20 protein-coding genes and 1 pseudogene are annotated in these 23,640 nt (G+C 61.5%); 5 read left to right on the forward strand and 16 right to left on the reverse strand.

What is annotated here, in order from left to right; genetic code table 11:
- Position 1 precedes the first annotated feature (1 nt).
- The 14 genes from ACLH0H_RS25690 to arnC all read right to left on the reverse strand — a co-directional run bounded on the left by ACLH0H_RS25690 (position 2) and on the right by arnC (position 16,181).
- A complete protein-coding gene (locus ACLH0H_RS25690) occupies positions 2-1,105 on the reverse strand; it encodes an enoyl-CoA hydratase/isomerase family protein (RefSeq protein WP_411380190.1) in 1,104 nt (367 codons plus the stop codon).
- 116 nt (positions 1,106-1,221) lie between these two features.
- Positions 1,222-2,073 (reverse strand): alpha/beta hydrolase, encoded by an 852-nt coding sequence (locus ACLH0H_RS25695; RefSeq protein WP_411380191.1) that lies wholly within the window; start codon positions 2,071-2,073, stop codon positions 1,222-1,224.
- The gene (locus tag ACLH0H_RS25700) at positions 2,070-3,743 is read right to left on the reverse strand and encodes a cytochrome P450 (protein WP_411380192.1); all 1,674 of its coding nucleotides are present in this window, start codon (positions 3,741-3,743) and stop codon (positions 2,070-2,072) included. The genes ACLH0H_RS25695 and ACLH0H_RS25700 overlap by 4 nt, the downstream gene beginning before the upstream one ends.
- A complete protein-coding gene (locus tag ACLH0H_RS25705) occupies positions 3,691-5,313 on the reverse strand; it encodes an acyl-CoA dehydrogenase family protein (RefSeq protein WP_411380193.1) in 1,623 nt (540 codons plus the stop codon). The genes ACLH0H_RS25700 and ACLH0H_RS25705 overlap by 53 nt, the downstream gene beginning before the upstream one ends.
- A gap of 270 nt (positions 5,314-5,583) precedes the next feature.
- On the reverse strand, positions 5,584-6,294 hold the full coding sequence (locus ACLH0H_RS25710; RefSeq protein ID WP_411380194.1) for an HPP family protein: 711 nt from the start codon (positions 6,292-6,294) through the stop codon (positions 5,584-5,586).
- 175 nt (positions 6,295-6,469) lie between these two features.
- Entirely contained in the window at positions 6,470-6,703 is a 234-nt protein-coding gene (locus ACLH0H_RS25715; protein ID WP_411380195.1) for a hypothetical protein, read from the reverse strand.
- Positions 6,704-6,869: 166 nt separating this feature from the next.
- Complete coding sequence (locus ACLH0H_RS25720) at positions 6,870-8,492, reverse strand: ArnT family glycosyltransferase (RefSeq protein WP_411380196.1); 1,623 nt, start codon at positions 8,490-8,492, stop codon at positions 6,870-6,872.
- A gap of 3 nt (positions 8,493-8,495) precedes the next feature.
- A complete protein-coding gene (locus ACLH0H_RS25725; RefSeq protein ID WP_411380197.1) occupies positions 8,496-9,875 on the reverse strand; it encodes a UDP-glucose dehydrogenase family protein in 1,380 nt (459 codons plus the stop codon).
- A complete protein-coding gene (gene arnF / locus ACLH0H_RS25730) occupies positions 9,872-10,285 on the reverse strand; it encodes a 4-amino-4-deoxy-L-arabinose-phosphoundecaprenol flippase subunit ArnF (RefSeq protein ID WP_411380198.1) in 414 nt (137 codons plus the stop codon). The genes ACLH0H_RS25725 and arnF overlap by 4 nt, the downstream gene beginning before the upstream one ends.
- Positions 10,282-10,629, reverse strand: a complete 348-nt coding sequence (arnE, locus tag ACLH0H_RS25735) for a 4-amino-4-deoxy-L-arabinose-phosphoundecaprenol flippase subunit ArnE (RefSeq protein WP_411380199.1) — start codon at positions 10,627-10,629, stop codon at positions 10,282-10,284. Before arnE ends, arnF begins: the two co-directional genes overlap by 4 nt.
- The gene (gene arnT / locus ACLH0H_RS25740; RefSeq protein ID WP_411380200.1) at positions 10,626-12,281 is read right to left on the reverse strand and encodes a lipid IV(A) 4-amino-4-deoxy-L-arabinosyltransferase; all 1,656 of its coding nucleotides are present in this window, start codon (positions 12,279-12,281) and stop codon (positions 10,626-10,628) included. The genes arnE and arnT overlap by 4 nt, the downstream gene beginning before the upstream one ends.
- A complete protein-coding gene (arnD, locus tag ACLH0H_RS25745) occupies positions 12,278-13,162 on the reverse strand; it encodes a 4-deoxy-4-formamido-L-arabinose-phosphoundecaprenol deformylase (protein WP_411380201.1) in 885 nt (294 codons plus the stop codon). Before arnD ends, arnT begins: the two co-directional genes overlap by 4 nt.
- The gene (gene arnA, locus ACLH0H_RS25750) at positions 13,162-15,153 is read right to left on the reverse strand and encodes a bifunctional UDP-4-amino-4-deoxy-L-arabinose formyltransferase/UDP-glucuronic acid oxidase ArnA (RefSeq protein ID WP_411380202.1); all 1,992 of its coding nucleotides are present in this window, start codon (positions 15,151-15,153) and stop codon (positions 13,162-13,164) included. The genes arnD and arnA overlap by 1 nt, the downstream gene beginning before the upstream one ends.
- Positions 15,150-16,181 carry an undecaprenyl-phosphate 4-deoxy-4-formamido-L-arabinose transferase gene (gene arnC / locus ACLH0H_RS25755; protein WP_076954991.1) on the reverse strand — a complete coding sequence of 344 codons (1,032 nt, stop codon included), beginning with the start codon at positions 16,179-16,181 and terminating at the stop codon, positions 15,150-15,152. Before arnC ends, arnA begins: the two co-directional genes overlap by 4 nt.
- Positions 16,182-16,593: 412 nt before the next feature.
- Between arnC and ACLH0H_RS25760 the strand changes: the two genes are divergently transcribed.
- Complete coding sequence (locus ACLH0H_RS25760) at positions 16,594-17,418, forward strand: M949_RS01915 family surface polysaccharide biosynthesis protein (RefSeq protein WP_411380203.1); 825 nt, start codon at positions 16,594-16,596, stop codon at positions 17,416-17,418.
- A 107-nt stretch (positions 17,419-17,525) separates the two neighbouring features.
- Positions 17,526-18,440, forward strand: coding sequence for a tyrosine recombinase XerC (gene xerC / locus ACLH0H_RS25765; RefSeq protein ID WP_411380204.1), 915 nt, complete (start codon positions 17,526-17,528; stop codon positions 18,438-18,440).
- 132 nt (positions 18,441-18,572) lie between these two features.
- On the opposite strand, the gene ACLH0H_RS25770 is transcribed toward xerC, so the two are convergent.
- Both ACLH0H_RS25770 and ACLH0H_RS25775 read right to left on the reverse strand, forming a co-directional pair.
- On the reverse strand, positions 18,573-19,430 hold the full coding sequence (locus ACLH0H_RS25770; RefSeq protein ID WP_076954994.1) for an SDR family oxidoreductase: 858 nt from the start codon (positions 19,428-19,430) through the stop codon (positions 18,573-18,575).
- A gap of 112 nt (positions 19,431-19,542) precedes the next feature.
- Positions 19,543-20,751, reverse strand: coding sequence for a multidrug effflux MFS transporter (locus ACLH0H_RS25775; protein WP_411380205.1), 1,209 nt, complete (start codon positions 20,749-20,751; stop codon positions 19,543-19,545).
- Positions 20,752-21,379: 628 nt separating this feature from the next.
- Here ACLH0H_RS25775 and ACLH0H_RS25780 point away from each other — a divergent pair.
- The 3 genes and pseudogenes from ACLH0H_RS25780 to rbsK all read left to right on the forward strand — a co-directional run.
- Positions 21,380-21,664 (forward strand): annotated as a pseudogene (locus ACLH0H_RS25780) (HAMP domain-containing protein); the annotation flags it as partial.
- A gap of 132 nt (positions 21,665-21,796) precedes the next feature.
- Complete coding sequence (locus ACLH0H_RS25785; protein WP_394329507.1) at positions 21,797-22,522, forward strand: methyl-accepting chemotaxis protein; 726 nt, start codon at positions 21,797-21,799, stop codon at positions 22,520-22,522.
- 197 nt (positions 22,523-22,719) lie between these two features.
- Positions 22,720-23,640, forward strand: a complete 921-nt coding sequence (gene rbsK, locus ACLH0H_RS25790) for a ribokinase (protein ID WP_411380206.1) — start codon at positions 22,720-22,722, stop codon at positions 23,638-23,640.

A 23,640-nucleotide genomic window follows, 5' to 3' on the forward strand; every position in this document is an offset into this window, starting at 1 on the left:
CTTAGTTCACTACCTTCGTGAGGTGATCGAAGAAGCTTTGCACATGGCTCGGGTTCAGCTCGTGCAAGGTGGGTGGGCTCCAGCGCGGGGTCTTGTCTTTGTCGATAATCAAGGCGCGCACGCCTTCGATCAGGTCGCCGCGTTCGAACCACTGGCGGTCCAGGTGCAGTTCCAGGGCGAAACATTGCTCCAGGGGCAGGCGACGGCCACGGCGCAGCATCTCCAAGGTGACGGCCATGGCCAGCGGCGAGCGGGTTTTCATCAAGTTGGCGGTGGTCAGCCCCCATTCGCGGCTGTCGGCGACGGTCACTTGCTGCAACTGCTCAACGATGCTTGCGACATCCGGCAGCGCGAAGAAGTGATCGATGGCGGGGCGCAAGGCGGCCAGCGGCGCATCGGGCAGTCGCTGCACGGCGAGTTTAGCCAGCACGCCCTGCAAGTCCTTGAGCGGCGAGCCATGCCATTGCAAGCCGTCGAGCTTGCGGTCGAGGTCGGCGAACCTGGCGCTTTCCAGGTACCAGTCAGCCAGGCCACAATAGAGCGCGTCGGCGGCGCGAATCTGCACCCCGGTAACCCCCAGGTAGATCCCCAGCTCGCCAGGAACGCGCGGCAGGAAATAGCTGCCGCCCACGTCAGGGAAGTAACCGATGCCCACTTCCGGCATCGCCAGGCGACTGCGCTCAGTGACGACGCGCAAATCCGCGCCTTGCACCAGGCCCATGCCGCCGCCCAGGACAAACCCGTCCATCAGCGCCAGGACCGGCTTGCGGTAATGGTGGATGGCCAGGTCCAGTGCGTATTCCTCGACGAAGAAGTCCTGATGCAGGGTATCGCCGTTCTTGAAGCTGTCGTACAGCGAACGAATATCACCGCCCGCGCAGAAAGCCTTGTCGCCAGCGCCGCGCAGCACCACGGCATATACCTGCGGGTCGTCGGCCCATGCCTGTAGCTGCGAAGCCATGCTGCGCACCATCTGCAGGGTGATGGCATTCAAGCCGGCGGGGCGGTTGAGGGTGAGGTGGCCGATATGGTTACGGACCTCGGCGAGCACTTCGTCCTGAAGCGTTTCTGCGTGGCATGCCTCGGATGAAACCTGAGCAGTCATCGATAACTCCCTGCTTTTATTGTCTTTATCAAGATGTTCGCGAGCGAACTCTCTCGTGATCGTACCAGCGCAAATTTGCCCAGTACAACCTTCAATCATGCAGGTCGTTTTTGCATTTATGCAGAGGTGCCGGACTGCGTGAAATGGTTCGCCAACGCTTCGGCGCAAAGCAGGAGGGCGCGTCTGGCCTGCGGGTTCGCAGCGGGGTAGTTAATAAAACCGTGGCGCATGCCTGGATACTCCTTGTGACGCACTGGCACACCAGCTTTTTTCAGGCTGCGCGCGAAAGCGCGTCCTTCGTCGCGCAGCAAGTCACAACCGGCGGTTATGATCAGCGTAGCAGGCAAAGTGTTGAAACAGGTGTCCCGCGCAGGCGAGAGCCAAGGGTGAGCCAGAGGCACGCCCGGCGGCACGTAGTGACCCAGGTAGCCATCCAACTTGTCGGCGGTCAGGCCGAAGCCGTCGGCGAATTGCTTTCGGGAACGATTGCGCGCCAGGCAGTCGAGCACCGGGTATAGCAGCAACTGGAAACCTATTTTGGGGCCCCCCAGATCCCTGGCGATCTGGCCAATCACGGCAGCCAGCCCCCCACCGGAGCCACCGCCTGCGACTGCCATGTTTGAGGGGGCCAGTCCCAAGCCGGCGCCTTCACGTGCTATCCATTCGGTAGCGGCGTAGCAGTCTTCCACCGCTCGGGGAAAACGACGCTCGGGCGGGCGGGCATAGTGCACGGCCACCACTGCGCAGCCGGCCCACTCACACATGAGTCGGCAGAAGCTGTCATGGGTGTCCAGATCGCCCGCAACCCAGCCGCCACCGTGGAAAAACATCAGCACCGGCGCCGGATCCGGATGCGCCGGTCGATACAGCCTGACCGGCAGGGGCCGGCCATGAGCGGTGAGCGTGATATCGCTTACCCGCATGACCACTGCATCGCGTACCGCCTGGCGCTCATGGGCCACGTTCATGATTGGCCAACCGCCGCTTGAGCTTCGATTTCAATCAGGAAAGCAGGTTCTATCAGCGCCTTTACGCAGAGCAACATCGTTGTCGGTTCGCAGCCATTAAAAAACTGCTTGTGGGCTTTGAGGATTTTCTGCCACAGCGCCATATCAGTGGTGTACATGCGCGTGGCAACCACGCGGGTACGATCGGTGCCCAACTGTTTGAGCGCGGCTTCGATGATCTCCAGGCACCGTAGGGTCTGACGATAGACATCGCCCTCGGCAAACGGCTTGCCTTGCTCGTCGAACGCGACGGTGCCGCTGGTCATGAAGAGGCCGCCGGCGCGCAGCGCACGGCAGTAGCCACCTTTCTTTTCCCAGGGCGCCGCGGAAAAACAACGGGTAATAGCATCGGCGGCGGGAGCCAAATCCACCTGAATCCGACTCAAGCCGCGAAACTGCAGGCTGTTGTCACGCCAGCGCGGCGGCTGCCATTTAATGAGGTGCATGTGCGGAAAGCGCCGCAACAGGGCGCTAAACAGAATATTGGCCTCCAGTTTGAAAAGCAGCCGGCCCATGCAGAAATGCGGGCCGCGCCCAAACGCCAAGTGATCTTGCTTCGCCCGCTTGAGGTTGAACTGATCAGGGCGGGAAAAGTGCGCTGGATCGCGATTGGCTGCCGCCCGCACCAGAAACACCAAATCGCCTCGGCGCATCGTTTTATCGTGCAGTACCACGTCCTCAGCCAGCACTCGATGACTGAGCTGGCCGGCAGGGCAAATACGCAGTGCCTCTTCGATAGCCGCGTCCAGCAGAAAATCAGGATTCTCTCTGACTGCCGTCCACCTTTGAGGCTTGTCCAGCAGGTAGAACAAGATGATCCCCAATTGATCGGCACTGGTGGTGGTGGCCGCAACCAGGACGAATGCCAGTTGGGCCAAGCCGTCTTCCTCGCTCATGCCCGACTCTTCAGCGGCGGTGATGACGTGACTGACCAGGTCGTTACCGGGCGCGAGTCGGCGTTGACCAATGAGCCCGGAAAAATAGCCGTACATCTCTTCGATGGCCTGCAGCGCCTGTTTGGGGCCATAAGCCGGGTCGGTGCTGCCCACCATGCACACGATAATGGCGTCGGTCCAGCCCCTGATTCTCAACGCGTCTTCGGCTGGAATACGGAACAAATGCGCCAGAATCAATGCGGGGATCTTGTTGAACAGCTCAACCATCATTTCCGGACGAGGGCTCAACTGCGTCAGTTGGTCGTCGACAATCTGCTGAATCGCAACTCCAAGCGCCTCGATAGAGCTCGGGCTGAAGGTTTTTCCCAAGACTCTACGGCCTGCCTCATGCTCCTCGCCGTCCAACGAATACATCCAGCGGGACGCTTTCTCGACAAAAGGTTCCAGCACCGCGCGTGTTGCCTTGGATAGCTGTGCGTCCGCCAGTTGGCGCATGCGATTGGATGAGTAACGTTTAGCATCCACCTGCGCGGCGCTGACGTCACCGAACCGGGTGAGCAGCCAAGCCTTGTGGTGCTCGCACCAGTGCACCGGGTCGTGCACGCGCAGCCAGGCGAAGGCCGGATACGGATCGCGAATGATGTTCGGATCGGAGAAGTTGGGTGGAATCTGGAGGGCCATTTCATTGCTCCTCATACAATGGACGCGTGAATTGACGGATGTAACCAGGCGCATCGATCATCGCGCTGATCAGCACCTGGGGCGGTTTAAGCAGGCCGGCCAGGTGCACAACTTGCTGTTGGGTGGCGTGCTGGCTGAGGGTGTCGGCACCGGTACCCAGCCAGGCATGCAACGGTAGGCGCAATACTTGGATCAGGTCGGCAAGCGTTTCGCGATCCAGCAACTGCCGGCTTTCGACTTCCTGAATAATCAGGTCCAGTGCCCTGGCGTAGGCCATGCCCACGGCTTGTTGATGGGTGTACCCGTCGTCGGCCTTTGCGCATTGCGAGACAATCTTCGCTTCGACCCACTGGCCAAGATTGGTCGGCGTGCTACCGACAAAGCGTGGCCGCGCCAACGCATCCTTGATGATCTGGTAGGCCATCACTGAGCTGTCACCGGCAAAGGTATTGGCGACTTCGCAGTCCATGCGCTGTGTAACGATCTGGTTGTAATGGTGAAAGCCTTGGGAGCCGCACAGCTCACGGGACAGGGCGATCACGTCGAGCCCCAGCCAGGCGCCGACTGCCTTGTCCAGTGCCGCCAATATGTGCAGCTCTTTGCGTCGTTGGGGCTGGGCCCAATGCGCCTCGAAGCGCTTGCGTACGGCTTGCTCCAGGTATTTGAGCGCGAAGGCCTTGAGCTGTATGGCGTAGAGGCGCTGGCGGAACAGCGGCTGGTTCAAGAGCGGCTTTCGGCCATCTGCGCCGTGGACCAGCCGGTGCCGGGCGAACCGATACCCCAAGTGCGCCGCCAGGCCCGCACTATGGCGTATGCCCGCCATGAACAACAGGCGCTCTTGAAGGAAGGTCTTCAACGAATCAATGAAGCGTTCAGCCAGCGACAGGTCGCTGACAAAGGCGCCGTCGTCGGTAAAGTGTGCGTGCCGTTGCAACAGTGCATCCATCGGAATGGCCATGTGGTCGAAGCGGATCGCGGCGACTTGATTGGCGTGGATACCACCCTTGGGATCGCAGGCCATTACCCGAACCCCCTCTTGGAGGCGGCCGTTTTCCCGTTTACGAATCACCACGCGAAACCAGTGATGCCCCTGGTCCTCGCCGTCAACAATCAGGCGCGCAATCACCATCACCACCTGCGCCGCACGCAACGCGTTGCCTATCCAGCATTTGCAGGCTTGAGGGGAAGGGGAATGGAGGATCAGGCAGTGGCGCTTACGATCATAGGTCACTTGGGTTTGCACGTGGCGCACGTCGGTGCCCACGCCCACTTCCGTACAGCCGAAGGCATAGACCTTGCGCAGGTGCAGGGCTTCGTCACGATAGCGCGCCACTTGGCGGGGGCTGGCGTGGTTGAACAGCGCATCGACGGCGATCATATGGTCGACAATCGAGGAGTGCAGTGCGTAGTCGAATGCGCCCAGCCAGCCCATGATTTCGCAGAGTTTGGCGAACTCCCGTTGCCGCGACTGCCCCAGCCACAGCTCATTATTGATGGCGCCGCTATCAAAAATCGCATGCATGCGCTGGATGGTCAGGTCCATATAGGCCTGAAGGCCGAGATGATGACGTTGTCGCGGCTCAAACAGCGTGGAACTGAACAGCGCTTTAAGCGTGGCGTCCATGGCCGGGCTCTCCCGTTTCCAACATTGACTGTCGAAACACTTGAGCAGGAGCGCCGGCAAGGCGAGTGGCGTGAGGGGGTAACGGAAGTGACCGATACACGACGACGCCCAATGTACATTGGGCCATAGCCAGACATTCCTTTGTCTTCGCTACTGGAATAACGCGGATCCAGACGTCAGGGTGAACAGCAGACAACTTCAAGTGGTGTAGTTACTCTAGTCCGCACACGACCCATTGCAAGGCGCGGCATTCGCCGTCTGTCGCCCGTGTCATACCACCCGACTGGCCAGCACTTCCCCGATGCTCCGGCGCCTGGCATGGGTTTCCGCTGCGTGGATCAATTGTTCAAGCTCGGTGGGCTCCACGTCGTAGAACCGCTCCATTTCAGCCAGCGCCAGTTTCAAATCGGCGGCGGTGATGGCGGGGTCGCTACCGGCGTTGGGGTTGACCAGGAGTGCGGCCGGTGATTCGGCGGCGCCTTTGGGGTAGCGCGTGCGGGTGGCGTTGTTGTACGCCAGCGCACAGGCCAGCAAGCCACCGGCGCCCAGCAGCACGGCGCCCAGTTCGTACCAGCCGAGGGCGGCGGAGGCGGGGTCGGCCAATACCAGCGTCATGGCCAGGCCGCCGGCCGGTGGGTGCAGGCAGCGCAGCCAGCACATCAATATCACCGTCATGCCCGCCGCCAGGCAAGCGCCGCCCAGGGACGGCCCCAGCACGCGGGCGACCAGCAAGGCCACCACGCCGGCGCACAGGTAGCTGCCGATGATCGACCAAGGCTGCGCCAGCGCACCCGATGAGACGGCGAACAACAACACGGCTGAGGCGCCGAGCGGGCCGAGCAGGTGCAGCGCGACGTCCATGCCGAACGCTTTGGAGCACAGCCAGACACTGAACAGGGTACCCAGGGCCATGCCGATAGCGGCACGGCTCCATTCGGTGGGGCGGGTGTTGATAGCAGCGGGAAACCAGCGAGCGAGCATTGAAAGGGGTTCCATAAACAGCGGGCAAAAAAAAGGCTTGTCTGGTTGCCCGGAAAAGCCCTTTGAAAGTTCCAGCATTTGGGGGAAGGAACTTGCGCAGTGTGGCGCCCCTGAAGAGCGCGCGCCAATGCATATTAATGAAGGTTGAATGCAAAAATAATGAGCTGTAACGGCGTCAACTGGACAGCGGGCAACAGATCTTACCCAGCACGCGAATTCTGGTGTCCTCATCCAGGAAGCGTCTTTGAAGGTTTTCCTGGAGGCCTGGCTCACTGGCCAGCGGGCCCTTCAGCGCGACCAAGGCATCGCGTAATCCTCGCAGGCGGTCCAGTGGCGGTAACGGCACGTCGCCAACAGATACTTGGGCATGGGCCAGGGAAGGGTTGTCTAGCGAAACATCATCTGGCACGGCGTCATCCTCTCGTCCTTGTGGGCACCCATGGCCTGTGGCGGTCAATAAATACCGCACCGAGGCGAGTTTACCGTCGGGTTTTGCGCGCTGGAAAGGGAAAAGGCACCAGCCATTACGTAAAGCTGCGTAGGAAATTTCTGCGCCGCGAGCGCCAGTACAGACTTCAAGGCTGCGCAGTCTTGTCCAGGTGCAGCAGCACGTAAGGGGTGCGGTCAAACGCTCCGGACAGGGTCGGGGTGATGGTGCGAAAGCGCGGGTCTGCCAAACCTTCATAGTCCGCTTCGCTCATCACCAGCCAGGCGGGGCCCTGGATCGGTTTAAGGTCGGCGGCCTGTTGGGTAAACAACGGCACCTGGTCGCAGTCGAGGTTGACCATGTACTTGATGGCCTTGGCGTCTTTGCCCAAACCGTGCAGGACCACCGGCGCCCGCTGCTGCATCACCTGTTCATGCACTTGAAGGGTAAAGGTGCGGGTGTCATAGACACTGCGCAGCAGTGGCTCGACCACCAGGATATAGGTGCCCCACACCGCCAGTACCGCCACAAAGGCGGGGCCGACCGGCCGCAGGCGCGCCTTGAGCAACATCAACAGTGCCAGGGCCTGCAGCGCCGCAAGCACGCCGAACGTCCAGCCCAGAGCGTTCAATTGTTCCGGGTAGCGCGCACGTGCGATTAACAGGCTGGCGATCAACAGGGTCGGCAACAGCGTCCAGATCCCCAGCATCAGCCCACGCAACCCGGCGAACAGCCGCCCGTGCGCGACGTGGAACGGATACGCCGCAATAATCGCCGCCATGGGCAGCATCGGCAGCACATAACGCGCCTTTTTCGCCTGGGGAATGGACAGGCCGAGCATGACCAGCAGCCCCGCCGCCGCGCAGTACCCCACCAGCCGCAACGCCGGCCCCGGCGCTCGTCGCCCGCTGATCAGCATGGCCAACAACACCAGCAGGGCCATCGGATACGCCATGGCGGCGTTGCCCAGGGAGCTGGTGAAGTAATACAGCACGCCACTGGAGCCTTCGCTGCCATCCATGCGCCCCAGAAACTGCATGCGGATCACGTCCCGCATGAAGCTTTCGCCGCCGCTGAGTTTGGCCATCAGCAACAGCAGGCCAACACAGGCCACCAGCAAGGCCAGCGCCAACAAGCCAAAACTGATGAGCTGGCGCCATTGGCGGTTGAGCAGGTAGTAACTGCACAGCATGCCCGTTGGAACGACCAGGCCAATCGGCCCTCGCACCGCAAAGCCGAGGATCAGCAGCAGGTACACCCAATGCAGGCGCTTGGCCGCACCGAGGTGGTCATGGGCATAACCCAGGTAGAACACCGCCAAGGCAATCGCTGCCAGCATCTGGTCGAGGGACACCGCGCGGGTTTCGCTGATAAACGTGCTGCTGAGCAACAATATCGCGATGCTCAACACGCCCCAGCGCTGGGAGTAGGGCGCCGTCAGGCGATACACCAGGGTGACGATCGACGCCGAGGCAACCGCCGTGGGCAACCAGGCGGTGAGGCTGGTGACCTCGCCAAAGGGCAATGACAACAACCAGGTCAGCAGCGTCGAAGTGGCCAGGTAATCCGCATAAGGCTGCCCATAGGTGGTGGGAAAAAAGCCTGGCCCATGGCGCAGCATCTCCTGGGCGAACAGCACGAAGCGTGAGTCGAAGCCAATGATCGCCTGGTGCCAACTGCCGGCGATAAACAGCAACAACGCCAGCAATCCCAACCCAAGGGATTGGCGGCGGATCGTCGGGCTCAGCAGGGGCGGTCGATCTTTATTCACCTATCAGGCTTCCACAACCTGCGGCAGCCACTGCTGCTGGGGAATCGGCAACTGGCAGGAGTCGCCACGGCCGATCGGGTAATACTGGAAGCCCTTGCGTGCCAGGCGTTCGCCGTCGTAGAGGTTACGTCCGTCAAAGATCACCGGGGTTTTCAGGCGCTGGTGGATCAGGTCGAAGTCCGGCGCCTTGAACTGTTGCCATTCAGTGCAGACGATCAGCGCATCGGCGCCGGTCAAGGTCGACTCCGGCGTCCCCATCAGCATCAGGCGCGTTTCGTCCGCGTAGAGGCGCTGGGTTTCCTGCATGGCTTCCGGGTCGAAGGCGCGGACGTTGGCGCCGGCGGCCCACAATGCTTCCATCAGCACGCGGCTGGGGGCATCGCGCATGTCGTCGGTGTTGGGCTTGAACGCCAGGCCCCACAGGGCAAAGGTCTTGCCGCGCAGGTTACCCTGGAAGAACGCATTGATGCGTTCGAACAATTTGCTCTTCTGGCGCTGGTTGATCGCTTCCACCGCCTCGAGCAAGTCGCTGGAGCAGTTGGCCTGCTTGGCGCTGTGGATCAGGGCGCGCATGTCCTTGGGGAAGCATGAGCCGCCGTAGCCGCAGCCGGGGTAGATAAAGTGATAACCGATGCGCGAGTCGGCGCCGATGCCAAGACGCACGGCTTCGATGTCGGCGCCCAGGTGTTCGGCCAGCTCGGCGATCTGGTTGATAAAGCTGATCTTGGTGGCCAGCATGCAATTGGCGGCGTATTTGGTCAGCTCGGCGCTGCGCAGGTCCATGAAGATGATGCGGTCATGGTTGCGGTTGAACGGCGCGTACAGGTCGCGCATCACCTCGCGCACTTCTTCACGTTCACAGCCGATGATGATGCGGTCCGGGCGGCGGCAGTCGGCGACCGCCGAGCCTTCCTTGAGGAATTCCGGGTTGGAGACGATATCGAACTCCAGGTGCCGGCCAGCCAGGTGCAGGGCCTTTTCGATGTGCGCACGCAGAGTGTCACCGGTGCCGACGGGCACGGTGGATTTCTCTACCAGAATGACCGGGTCCCTGCGGTGCCGGGCCACCGCATCGCCCACCGACAGCACGTACTTCAAGTCAGCCGAGCCATCTTCGTCCGAAGGCGTACCCACGGCGATAAACAGCACCTCGCCATGTTCGACGGCCAGCTTCTCGTCAAAGGTGAAATGCAGGCGCCCGCTCTCCAGGTTCTCCCTTACCATCGCCGCCAGCCCCGGCTCGAAGATGCTCACATGGCCCTGCTGCAACAGCTTGACCTTGTTCTGGTCGACGTCCATGCAGATAACATCGTGACCGACTTCGGCTAATACGGTGGCCTGTACCAGACCGACGTAACCACTACCAAATACACTGATTTTCATGGGGTATTCCTGGGACTTGTAGCGCTAGCACGACGAGAGTTGATAACCAACACACCGAAGATGACAAACGCCACCCCCAGGGTCTTTGAAACGGAAAATTGTTCATTGAACACCGGCAGGCTGGCCGCCAGCAGGTACACCAGCGCATAACTGACACTCAGTAACGAATAGGCGCGGCCCAGGGGCAGGTGCTTGAGTGCGCCAAGCCAGCAGAGCATCGATAGCGCGTAGGCCAGGATCGCCAGGATCACCACGCCAAGGGCGCCGGGGTCGATACCGCCGTTGTTGAAAGCGCTCAGCCATGCGTTGGGCAGCGGCAGGCGCGTCATGCTCCAGCGCATGCCCAGTTGGGCGGCGCTGACCAGGCCGACACTGCCCAAAGCCAGGGCAAAACCTTGAACCCGGCTCATACGTGGCGCCCGAGCAGCACGACACCGCCGATCACCAGCGCCACGCCCAACCAATGACGGCCATCAATGGGCTCATCAAACACAAAGCGCGCCACCAGCGTGACCAGCACAAAATTCAGGCTGAGCATGGGGTAGGCAACGCCCACTTCCAGGCGCTGCAACACCAGCAGCCACACCAGCAGGCCCAGTCCCAGGCACGCCAGCGCCGACCATAACCAGGGCGAGCGCAGTTTCAGCGTCCAGCTATCCGGCAGGTCGCGCCAGCTTTCCACGGCGAATTTCTGCGAGACCTGGCCCATGCACGTCAGCAGGCACGCGGCCAATAACAGCAGCAGTGTGATCAAGGCGTCACCTGCGGGAAAATCAGGATCACGATGTTGCCCTGTTCATAGCGCTTACCATCGTTGGGCAGCAAGGCGACTTCGGCCCGCTCATCCTCACCTTTTACCCGCATTACCACGCCGACCGAGCCCTTCTTGCGCGCCTCGTTCATCCATTGCTGGATTTGGGTGGTGTCCACCTGATGATGGCCGGCATCCGGGTAGGCGAGGCCGTATTTGACTTCGCCAACGGTGTTGTAGAGCGTCACGTCCGGGCGCGCCAGGCGCCATGCCAGCGCCGACGCCGCGCCCAGGTCATTGCTCAGCAGGGCGCTGGCCGGTTGCAGTTCCTGCAGGTGGTCAATGATGAATTGATCCGGGGTCTTGTTGTAGACCACCGAATGCGGCAATGCGGCCGGCAGCAACGCCGCCAACAGCCAACTGCCGATCACCGGCGCCGCCCACAGCCGTAAAGGCTGCGCCGCTTGCAGCAGGTTGACGAGTATCCAGCCGAACAACGCGGTGAACACCAGTACCAGGCTGAGGGTCTCCTGGCCGGGCGCGTAGACCGGCTTTTTCAATTGGAACCAGGTCAGGGCCAGCAGCACCACGGCGCCAATGATCAGGTTCAGCCAGCCGTTGATGCGCAAGGCCCGGTAACGGCCCTGGTTCAGTTTGCCAGCCAGGGTATTGCCCATCAGCAAGGCCAGCGGCAGCAGGCACGGCAGGATGTAGGCCGGCAGCTTGCCCTTGGCCAGGCTGAAGAATGCCAATGGCATCAACAGCCACAGCAGCACGAAGCCGATGTTCGCGCTGCGTTTGTCCCGCCAGGCCTGGCGCAGGGTAGACGGCAGCAACGCGATCCACGGCAGGCTGAACGCGACCAGCAGCGGCAGGTAATACCAGAACGGTTCGGCGTGCTGTGCGTTTTCGCCGGCAAAGCGCTGGATATGCTCGTGCCAGAAAAAGAAGTTCCAGTAATCGGGTTCCTGCAGGTGCACGGCCAGTGCCCATGGCAGGCTGACGATAATCGCCACCAACACGGCAACCAGTCCATAGCCCAGTAGTTCACGCAATCGCTTTTGCCAGATCGCGTAGGGCAGGGCGATCAATACCGGCAGCAACCAGGCCAGGAAGCCCTTGGTCATGAAGCCCATGCCACAGGCCAGGCCGAGCAATGCCCAGGACCCTAGCCGAGCGCTGCGCGTGGTGCTGTCGAAGCAAAACCACAAGGCTACGCCGGTGAGGTTCACCCAGAAGGTGAACTGCGGGTCGAGGTTGGCATAACCGCCCAGGGCCGCGACGCTGACAAAACTCATGTACAGCAGGCTGCTCACCAGGCTTTTCTGCGGGTCGTTCCACAACCGGCGCGACACCCAGTACACCAGGAGGATACTCAAGCCGGTGCTCAAGGCCGACGCAAAGCGCACGCCGAACAGGTTCTGCCCGAAGATCGCCTGGCCCAGCGCGATCATCCAGTAGCCCGCGGCGGGCTTTTCGAAGTAGCGAATGCCCATGAAGTGCGGCGCGGCCCACTTGCCGGTCAGCAGCATTTCCTGGCTGATCTGCGCGTAGCGGGTTTCATCCGGGATCCACAGGCCATGGGTGGCCAGCGGCAGCAGGTAAAACACAGCAAACGCCAGCAGCAACAAAGGCAGGGCCAGACGACGGATCATGCCCGTTGCACTCCAAGCCAACCCTCGCGACCGGGCAACGCGCCGCGCACCAGTTGTTGCTGGGGCAGGGTCGCCGGGTCGCCGGGCAACAGATCGCCCAACGGTGTGAAGTCGATGCCGCGCTGCGCTGCCTGGGCGAGCAATCGGCGAAAATCGTTGGCCATCAAAATCCCTTCTACTTCGGCGTGGATCGTGTAGACGTTGAGCTTCGACGCGGCAAAGCGGTCGAGGATGAAGCTGTTGAAGTCTTTGGCAGCCACCACCGGCCCGACAACTTCGTCGAAGGTCGGCAGGTCTACCGGAATTTGTGGGGTGCCCGCGCTGCCATCGGCCAGGGTTGGACGAAACAGGCTGGTGCCCCGGCAATCGCTGTTGTAGCGAAAATTGAAACCCTGCTTGGCTTGCACCACGCGTTCGTCGGCGCGCCAGCCGGCGGCGGCTGAACAGTCGACGCGCTCACCGAGGATGTCGCTCAGGCTGTCGACACCCCGGCGGATCTGCTCGACCAGTTGGGCCTCGCTCCAGCGTCCGGTGTTGGCCTGCCAGCCGTGGTGGTCCCAGGCGTGCAGGCCGACTTCGTGCCCGGCGGCCTTGGCCTGGCGCATCAAGTGCCCCAGGTCGCGGCCGATCGGCTTGCCCGGCCAGGCGGTGCCCGCCAGCAAGATATCCCAGCCGTACAGGCCGGCGGCGTTGGAACGCAGCATCTTCCACAGGAACTGCGGGCGGATCAGGCGCCACAGGTGGCGCCCCATGTTGTCCGGCCCGACACTGAAGAAGAACGTCGCCTTGACCCCTGCCTCGTCCAGGGACTCAAGCAGCCGCGGCACACCTTCACGGGTGCCACGGTAGGTGTCGACGTCGATGCGAAGACCTGCCTTCATTACTTTTTGTCCGCGATTTCAAGCATGGCTTCGCGCAGGAAGAAGTCCAGCGTGTTGCCGATGGTTTCGCTCATCTCAACGGTTGGCGCCCAGTTCAGCAGGCGCTTGGCGTTTTCGATGCTCGGCTTGCGGTGCGCCACGTCCTGGTAACCGGCGCCGTAGAACGCCTTGCTTTCCACATCGCGGAAACCGGCGAACGGCGGGAAGTTGCCGCGCAGCGGGTGGGCTTCGAACTGACGCAGCAGCTCTTCGCCCAGTTGGCGGATGCTGGCTTCGTTCTCCGGGTTACCGATGTTGATGATCTGGCCGTTGCACACGTCATTGTCGTTATCAATGATGCGCGCCAGGGCTTCGATGCCGTCGGCGATGTCGGTGAAGCAACGCTTCTGCTCGCCACCGTCGAACAGGCGGATCGGGGTGCCTTCCACCAGGTTGAGGATCAGTTGGGTGATGGCGCGCGAGCTGCCGATACGCGCCGAATCCAGGCGGTCCAGGCGCGGGCCCATCCAGTTGAACGGACGGAACAGCGTGAAGTTCAGGCCCTTGGCGCCGTAGGCCCAGATCACGCGGTCCAGCAGTTGCTTGGAGACCGAGTAGATCCAGCGCTGCTTGTTGACCGGGCCCACCACCAGGTTGGAGGTGTCTTCGTCGAAGTACTGGTCCTGGCACATGCCATAGACTTCGGAGGTCGACGGGAAAATCACGCGCTTGTTGTACTTGACGCAGTAGCGCACCAGCTTGAGGTTTTCTTCGAAGTCCAGCTCGAACACGCGCAGCGGGTTGCGGGTGTATTCGATCGGCGTGGCGATGGCCACCAATGGCAGGACCACGTCGCACTTCTTGATGTGGTACTCGATCCACTCGGTGTGGATGCTGATGTCGCCTTCCACGTAATGGAAGTTCGGGTGGCTGCGCAGGCGCTCGATGGCGTCGGAGCCGATGTCCAGGCCGTAGACTTCGTAGCGGTCGTCACGCAACAGGCGCTCGGACAGGTGATTGCCGATAAAACCGTTCACGCCGAGGATCAGCACGCGGGTACGGCGCGGCTTGCGGCCGGACTCAGCACCGCGCAGCACGGAACCGTCGACCAGGCCCAGTTCATTGGCCAATGACGGGCCGGCGAGGTACAGGCCATTGTCGTTGCGCTGACCAAAGCTGATCACCAGCGAGTCTTCAGCGCAGGCAATGCGCAGCGGGTTGACGCTGATCACACGGCCCGGCGCCAGGCCTTCGTTACCCTTGGCCACCTCGGCTTGCCACACGATCAGCTTGTGCTCGCCCACCGCGCAGAAGGCGCCCGGGTAAGGCTGCGTCACGGCGCGAACCAGGTTGAACAGCGCTTGCGCCGGTTTCTTCCAGTCAAGCTTGCCGTCTGCAGCGGTACGTCGGCCGAAATAGGTGGCCTGGCTTTCGTCCTGGGCGGTTTCAGCCAGCTTGCCTTGCGCCAGTTGCGGCAGCGCATCGCGCAGCAGGTGGCTGGCGGCCTCGCGCAGTTTGGCGTGCAGGGTCAGGCCGGTGTCGCTGCGTTCGATGGTGACTTTGTGCTGGGCCAGGATCGCGCCAGCATCGGCACGCTTGACCATGCGGTGCAGGGTCACGCCGGTTTCGGTTTCGCCGTTGACCAGCACCCAGTTGGCCGGCGCGCGGCCACGGTATTTGGGCAGCAGCGAGCCGTGCAGGTTGAATGCGCCCTGGCGTGCGGTGGCCAGCAAGGGCTCGCTCAGCAGGTTGCGGTAGTAGAACGAGAAGATGTAGTCCGGGCTCAGCTTGGCGATGCGCTCGACCCACAGCGGATGGTTGGCGTCTTCCGGGGCGTGCACCGGGATACCGTTGCGCGCGCACAGTTGGGCGACGGAGGCGTAGAAGTTGTTTTCCTTGGGGTCATCGGCATGGGTGAACACGGCGGCAATGTCGTAACCCGTCGCGAGCAGCGCTTCAATCCCGGCACAGCCAATATCGTGGTACGCGAACACAACAGCTTTTGAACTCATGATTGAACCTGATCGGCAGAAGTAGAAGTATGGGAAGACACCAGGCCGTCGACGACGACCACCGGAGCCGGTGCTGCCGGCGTATTACGCAGCACTTTTTCAATAAAGAAGCGCGGGCGGGCGCGCACGTCGCTGTACATGCGGCCCAGGTATTCACCCAGCAGGCCCATGCCGATGAATTGGCCACCGGTGAACACGAACAGCACCGCAAACAGCACGAACAAGCCATCGCCCGCCCAGTCGGCGCCGAAGGCCAGGCGCATGACGATCAGCGCAAAGGCAAACAGCATGCCCAGCGCCGCCAGGCTGAAGCCGACGATGGACAGCAGGCGCAGCGGGGTTGTGGTCATGCAGGTCAGCAGATCGAACATCAGGCTGATCAGGCGCATGGCGCTGTATTTGGATTCGCCGTGTTCGCGCTCGGCGTGGTGCACCAGGATCTCGGTGGTATGACGGGCAAAGCCGTTGGCCAGGATCGGGATAAAGGTGCTGCGTTCACGGCAGGCGAGCATGGCGTCGACGATGGTGCGGCGGTAAGCGCGCAGCATGCAGCCGTAATCCGTCATGGCCACGCCGGTGGAGCGCTGCACGGCCAGGTTGATCAGGCGCGAAGGCCAGCGGCGAAACGCCGAGTCCTGGCGATTGTTGCGGACCGTGGCGACCACGTCGTAACCGAGGGCGGCCTGTTCCACCAGGCGCGGGATTTCTTCCGGCGGGTTCTGCAGGTCGGCATCGAGGGTGATCACTACGTCGCCCCGGCATTGCTCGAAACCGGCCATGATCGCCGCATGCTGGCCGTAGTTACGGTTGAGGATCACCGCCACCACGTGGCTGCCTTCTTCTACGGCTGCGTCTTCCAGCAATTGCGCCGAATTGTCGCGGCTACCGTCATCCACCAGGATGATTTCGTATTCGTAGGCCAGCTGCTTGCAGGCTGCCGTCGTGCGCAGCAGCAATTGCGGCAGGCTCTCTTCTTCGTTGTAGACCGGGATAACGATCGACACGCAATGAATAGGGTAGGGTTTCAAAGATTCATGACCTCGGGGTTTGAGCAACTTGGAGCATGGAAACAGCAGCAATCATTGGGCGAAAGTCCAGGCCGCAGGTTCAGAGACGGCGCCAAAGGTGAAGTGTAATCAATAGGTTAGACGCTGTAGCGCAGTTAGCGGTGAAGTGCTGTATTCAAGATTAAGCGTAAACATGTGGAACAGATATGAAAGACAGATGAAAAACTCGTTTATTTGACAGGTAGACAGCTAGGGTTCAGCTAGAGAATTAAGGGCCTGCAGGCTTTAGTTGCCGGGCGAAATAGGAGCCGTGAGCCGGGCATTTGGTTCAACGGCTGCGCTTACGCGGCGCCAATGAACTTTAGTGAAGAATCTTCTCTGCAATGCACTGCAAGTGCCGGTAAAGTAAGCCGTCTCTTGCCAGGGTGATCGGATGAATAGCGTGCAGCTTTTACGCGGCCAGGTGCGGCCGGCTTTGTTGGGATCGTTGATCGGGTTGTTGATGACCGTTGCGTGTGCCGCCCCGGCGCAGGCCGACGACGCAGTGGCGCTCACCAGCCTCGACCAGGTGCCGGACGGCGTGGAAGTGCGCGGCAAGCAGATCGCCGCCTATACCTGGGACGACCGCCAAGGCAAGAACCTGTTGGTACTCGCCGAGCAAATCAGCGAGCGGGACGATGACGGCACGCAGTCGGCGTTCGTGTACGCGGCCCAATACCTGATCGACGGCAACCGTCCCAAGCGCGTGTGGATGCTCTACGACGACGTGCAGCATTGCCAATTCGATGCCTCCCTGCGCTTCGACAGGGCCGCGACCAAGGTCACCGACTTGAGCGGCGATGGGATCACCCAGGCGACCGTGGGGTATTCGCGCACCTGCACCAGCGACGTCAGCCCTAACGAATTCAAGCTGATCATGCATGTCGGCAAGTCGCAGAAGTACCGTCTGCGCGGTGTCGACCGCTACGGCGCGGCCTGGTGGGACGAAGAGACCGGCGCGCTGCGTGGCATGCCGTTGCCCAAGGACTGCAGCGTGGCCGGGCAGCAGACGCTGGTCAGCCAGTACAAGGAGCAGGGCACCGATTTGCCGTTGCCCGGCTGTTATGGCGATGAGAAAGACTTTGCCAAGGCGCCAGAGGCTTACCTGACGTTCATGCGCGGGCACTGGTTCGCCCTGATGCAGAAGCAGGACAGCGAATGGAGCCAGGCCCAGCTCCAGCCGCAGGCGCCCACCGAGGAAGACGATACGGCTCCGTGACTTGGTGCCAGGGCCGTTCCTGGGTTAGACTCAGCCTCGCCAATTCACTAAATACCTCGATTTAACAAAGGCTTGTTCGAGGTATTTAATCCAAAGGCTGATCTAGATTGACTGAGTCTATCCGTAACCCACTGACCCTGTACCTGACCCGCCTGGCCCCCTCCAGCCAACTGACCATGCGCTATGTGCTGCAAGATGCAGCCGACCGCCTAGGCTTCGAGGACATCAACCTTGAAGACATCGACTGGCACCTGTTGCAACCCGAACACGTCATTGCCCTTGTCGCCGCGTTACGCGAGGACGGTTACGCGCCGAACACCTCATCGTTGTACGTCAACGCGGTACGCGGGGTGATGAACGAAGCCTGGCGCATGAACCTGATCAGCCAGGAACACCTGTTGCGCATGCGCACGGTCAAGGCCGCCTCCGGCACGCGATTGAGCCAGGGCCGCAACCTGCGGCGCAGCCTGATCCGCGAAATGATGGAAGTCTGCGCCGCCGACCCACGCCCGCAGGGCCTGAGGGATGCAGCGGTGATCGGCATTCTCTACGGCTCGGGCATGCGCAAGTCGGAGTCGGTCAACCTCGACCTGGCGCAGCTCAACTTCGAGGAACGCAGCCTGCGGGTGATCGGCAAGGGCAACAAGGAGTTGATCAAGTACGCGCCGGATTGGGCGTTCGCCAAGCTGCAGGCATGGCTAACGTTTCGGCGCGAGCAGCTCAAGGAAGGCGAACAGGACGACAGTTTCCTGTTCAACCGCATCCGTCGCGGCAGCCATATCACCCGTGAGCGCATCACCAAGCATGCGATCTACTACATCGCCCGCCAGCGCGGTGAGCAGGTGGGGGTGAAAATCATGCCCCATGACTTTCGCCGCTCGTTCATCACGCGGGTGATCGAAGAGCACGATTTATCGATCGCGCAGAAGCTGGCGCACCACACCAATATCCAGACCACCGCCAGTTATGACGTGCGCGACGACAATGAGCGGCGACGGGCGGTGGATCGGTTTGATCTGTAATGGCAGCCAGGCTTATGTGGGAGCTGGCTTGCCTGCGATAGCCTCACCTGGCATAACTGATACACCGAGGTGTCTGCATCGCAGGCAAGCCAGCTCCCACACAAACCAGCTAACACAATGGGTTGGGCCGGGTTAGAGAATGGGCTTACCGCCGGTCACGGCATAACGCGAGCCGGAGATATAACTGGCCTCGTCCGACGCCAGCAGCACATAAATCGGCGCCACTTCCACGGGTTGGCCAGGCCGGCCCAGCGGGGTTTCGGCGCCAAAGTTCTGCACATCCTCATCGGTCATGGTCGCCACAATCAGCGGTGTCCAGATCGGCCCGGGCGCTACGCTGTTGACCCGGATGCCCTTGCTGCCGAGCAACTGCGCCAAGCCACCAGTGAAGTTGGCAATCGCGCCCTTAGTCGCGGCGTACGGCATCAAGGTCGGCTTGGGCATGTCCGAATTGACGGACGTAGTGTTGATGATCGAACTGCCGGCCTGCATATGCGGCACGGCGGCCTTGCAGATACGAAACATCGCCGTGATGTTGATATCGAAGGTCTTGACCCATTCTTCGTCCGAGATTTCCTCAAGCGTTTCGTGGCTCATCTGGAACGCGGCATTGTTGACCAGCACATCGATGCGGCCGAATTGTTCGACCGTCTTGTCGACCAACTCCTGACACACGCTTTTTTGTGCAATATCACCGGGGAGCAGCAGGCACTGGCGCCCGGCTTCTTCGACCCAGCGCGCGGTTTCCTTGGCGTCGTCATGCTCATCCAGGTAAGCGATCGCCACATCCGCGCCTTCGCGGGCAAACGCGATGGCGACCGCGCGGCCGATACCACTGTCTGCGCCAGTGATCAGCGCGATCTTATTGGCCAACCGACCCGAGCCTTTGTAACTCTGTTCGCCGCAATCGGGGTAGGGATCCATTTTTTTCTGGGAGCCGGGCACGGATTGAGTCTGAGGTGCGAACGGTGGGCGAGGATAGTCAGTCATGTTTAATCTCCATAGTTATCAGAGGTGCTATGGGATTAGTAGTTGGCAGGTGAGCGATAGTTGTAGTGGATGCCGGTCGGGCCCGACGAATGGTGCGTCGGGCCCATGCGTTTCAGGAGGAGGGCGGGGCGCTTGCCAGGTGCGCGGGCAGGCGGCGCAACGTCCACCGGGTTGTGAGCATGGCCGCGACGGCGCACAGCGCGATGCCGATCAACATCGGCGCGGGCGTGTGATCGGCAAACACGCCGACCAGCGTCATCGACACGGCAGCGGTGATCATCTGGATCGCCCCGAGCAAGGCCGATGCAGAGCCGGCCACCGCACCATGATCCTCGAGGGACAATACGCCAGCCGCCGGCAGCAGCAGGCCCAGAAAGCCGAAGCCGATAAACAGCAGCGTCATCATCAAGGCCAGGCTGTCGACCCACAGGGTGGTAATCGCCAGCACTACCATCACCGCCGCTACCGCCACCACAGACCCGCGTATCAACGGGGCCAGGCCAAAGCGCGCGCTGAGGCGGGCGGTCAGTTGGCTCACGGCAAAGAATGACGCGGCGTTCAGGGCAAAGCACAGGCTGAACTGCGTAGGCGTCAGACCGAAATACTCGATGTACACGAACGGCGCGCTGCCGATAAACACGAAGAACGTAGCCAGCCCGAAGCCGCAGACCACCGATAAACCGATGAACACCGGATCGCGCAGCAGCGCCCCATAACTGCTGAACGCGTTGCCCAGGGTCTTGCCCAACCGGCGTTCGGCGGGATGGGTTTCCGGCAGTTGCAGGATGGTCATCAGCAGGCATGCCACAGCCACGACCGCCAACACGGCAAACACTTCCCGCCAGCTCCACAGCGAGATTATCAGGCTGCCGGCCAGCGGCGCGAGGATTGGCGAGACACTCATCACCAGCATCAACAGCGCCATCAGTTTCGCGGCTTCATGGCCGGTGTACAGGTCGCGCACGATCGCCCGCGGAATCACCATGCCCGCGCAGGCGCCGAAGGCCTGCAGGGCACGAAAAGCGATCAGCGTTTCGATGTCGGGTGCCAAGGCACAGCCCACACTGCCAACGGCGAAGATCACCAGGCCGATATAGATCGGCGGCTTGCGCCCGAACACATCACTGAGCGGCCCGTAGAACAGTTGGCACACACCAATGATGACGAAGAACACCGTGAGGCTCATCTGTACCAGCGCCGGCGAAGCATGCAGGCTGGCGCCCAGCGTTGGCAGGGCCGGCAGGTAGATGTCGATGGCGAAGGGGCCGACGGCGGTGATCAGCCCCAGGAGCAGGGCGAGATGGGCGATACGTCGAGACATGGGCAGTTCCGGGCGAAGCAAAGGGCCGCCAGCTTAAGGTATCCGCGCAGATCCGCAAACTTAGGCTTCACTAACGCACAGGCGCTGCCGATAACGTTATCAGCGACGCTCAAAGGGTTGGGTTCCCAACCGGCCGCAGGCTACGGGGATAACAGGCATGACGATCAAATTACGCTTGATGCTGTTGATAGCGACCGGGCTGCTCACTGCGCTGATCATGAGCCTGGTCAGCTACGTGGGAAATATGCGTATGGACCAGGCCGTGCAGGACAGCGAGGTCAGCATGACGGTGCTGCGCAACCACATGGAGGCCGACATGATGCACGATGCCCTGCGCGCCGACGTGTTGTCGGCGATGTTGGTGGGGTTGGGCAAGAGTGCCACCACCAAGGCCGAGGTCAACAGCGCATTAAAGGAACACGCCGAACATTTCCGCCAGGTACTTGGCGATAACTTCAAGCTGCCGGTGGAAGATACGATCAAGGCAGGCCTGGAGAACATCAAGCCCAGCCTTGAGACCTACATCAGCACCGGTGAACGTATTGTCGCACTCGCTCTGGACGATCCCGAATCCGCGCGCGGACAATTGGATACCTTCCATGCCGCTTTCAGTCAGTTGGAAGACCAGATGGCGAACCTGAGCGAACTGATCGAGAGCCACACCCAACGGACCAGTGCCAGCACACAACAGGCCATCCACACCGCCAACTTCACTCTGGGAGCGGTGTTGATTGCCAGCCTCTTATTGCTGTTGGCACAGGGGCGCTGGGTCATTCTGAGCATCATGGACCCATTACAGGCGGCCAGCCGCATTGCTGCCAGCATCGCGCGCGGCAACTTGAGCGAAGCGATTGTGGAACCCAAGCGCAAGGACGAAGCCAGCTCGTTGATCCGCAGCCTCGCCACCATGCAACGCGACCTGCGCGGCATGATCGAAGTGGTGCGCAGCAACGCCCAGGGCGTCAATGGCATGAGCGAGCAGTTGAGCCACGGCTGCCATGAAGTCGCCGACAGCAGCCAGCAGCAAAGCGCGGCCGCCAGCACCATGGCCGCCGCCGCGAGTGAAATGACCGCCAGCATCGAGGAAATCACCCGGCACGCCGGGCGCGCCCTGGACATGGCCAACCAGGCAGAGACCCTGGCCAAGGAAGGCGGCCGGGTGATTCATCAGGTGGTCAGCGACATGGACGGCATCGCCCGTTCAGCGCAGCAATCGGCCCTGGTAATCCGCACGCTGGACAAAGAGTCCGAGGCGATTTTCAGCATTATCCAGGTGATCAAAGGGATCGCTGACCAAACCAACCTGTTGGCCCTGAACGCCGCGATCGAGGCCGCGCGCGCCGGTGAGCAGGGGCGCGGTTTCGCGGTGGTCGCCGATGAAGTGCGCAGCCTCGCAGGACGCACCAGCGCGTCGACCCAGGAAATCGCCAGCATGGTCGGCCGCATCCAGCAGAGCACGCGCGAAGCGGTCACCAGCATGGAGGAGGGTGTTGCCCAGGTGGATAAAGGCATGGCGGTGACCGCCGAGGTGGAGCGGGCGATCCGCGAGATTCTGCAGGCCACCTTGAGCACCACCGAAATGGTCAACGATATCTCGCGTACGATCGGCGAGCAGAGCCTGGCCAGCAATGAAATCGCGCACCAGGTGGAGATGATTGCGGGGATGTCGGCCAGCAACAGCCGCATCATTGGGGAAACCGCCTCTACCACCGATGAGCTGTCGGGTTTGGCCGGCAAGTTATCGCAGTCCGTGGATCGCTTCAGCTTGTAACGCAGGCAACCTTACCTGACTTAAACCGGCGTTCGACCGACCGGCCCACTACGGGCCGGTTTTTTTTGTGCGTTACGCAGGTTTCATTGATCGACTATCGCAAAAAAAAGATTGAATATTCACACCTAATGTTATTTAAATAACAAAACAAGAGCGGCATGATCGGCCTGGTCGTGCTGCAACAAGGTGGAATAGCAATGAGCAAGATCGCAGTCATCGGCAGCAACATGGTGGATTTGATTACCTATATCGACCGCATGCCGGCCCAGGGAGAAACCCTGGAAGCGCCGGGCTTTGCCCTCGGTTGCGGCGGCAAGGGGGCCAACCAGGCCGTGGCGGCCGCCAAGCTTGGCGCCGATGTCCTGATGCTGAGCAAGGTCGGCGACGACATGTTTGCCGACAACACCGTGGCCAACTTCCAGCGCTTTGGTATCGACACCCGGTATGTGCAGCGCGTACCGGGCGTCTCCAGCGGCGTCGCGCCGATCTTCGTCCGGGCCGATTCCCATAACAGCATATTGATCGTCAAAGGCGCCAATGCGCATTTGTCGCCGGCGGACATCGATGCCGCCGCGGCCGACCTGCGCGAATGCACGCTGATCGTGCTGCAACTGGAGATCAACCTGGAGACGGTCTATCACGCCATCGAATTCGCTCAGCGCAACGCCATCGCGGTGCTGCTCAACCCGGCGCCCGCTCTGGCCGGGCTGAGCGCCGAGCACTTGGCGAAGCTTGACTTCCTGATCCCCAATGAATCGGAACTGGCGTTGATCAGCGGCCAGGTGGTGGACTCGCCTGCGTCAGCCCAAACCGCCGCGCGTAGCCTGGTGACCAGCGGCATTCGCCATGTGATCGTCACCCTCGGCGAACACGGTGCGCTGTATGTGGGCGAGGAGGGCGAGTTCCAAGTGCCTGGCGTACAGGTGGCGGCCCGCGACACCACCGGGGCCGGCGATGCCTTTATCGGTTGCTTCATCCATCACTGGAACCGCGACGGCCATATCCGCCAGGCCATGGAACAGGCAGTGGCGTATTCCGCCTGTTCGGTCATGGGGCTGGGTACGCAGACGTCTTACCCCGACGCCGAAACGTTCAAGCGCTTTCAGCAACAGCGATAA

Source organism: Pseudomonas sp. MPB26, assembly GCF_046605355.1.
Taxonomy (GTDB): domain Bacteria; phylum Pseudomonadota; class Gammaproteobacteria; order Pseudomonadales; family Pseudomonadaceae; genus Aquipseudomonas; species Aquipseudomonas cedrina.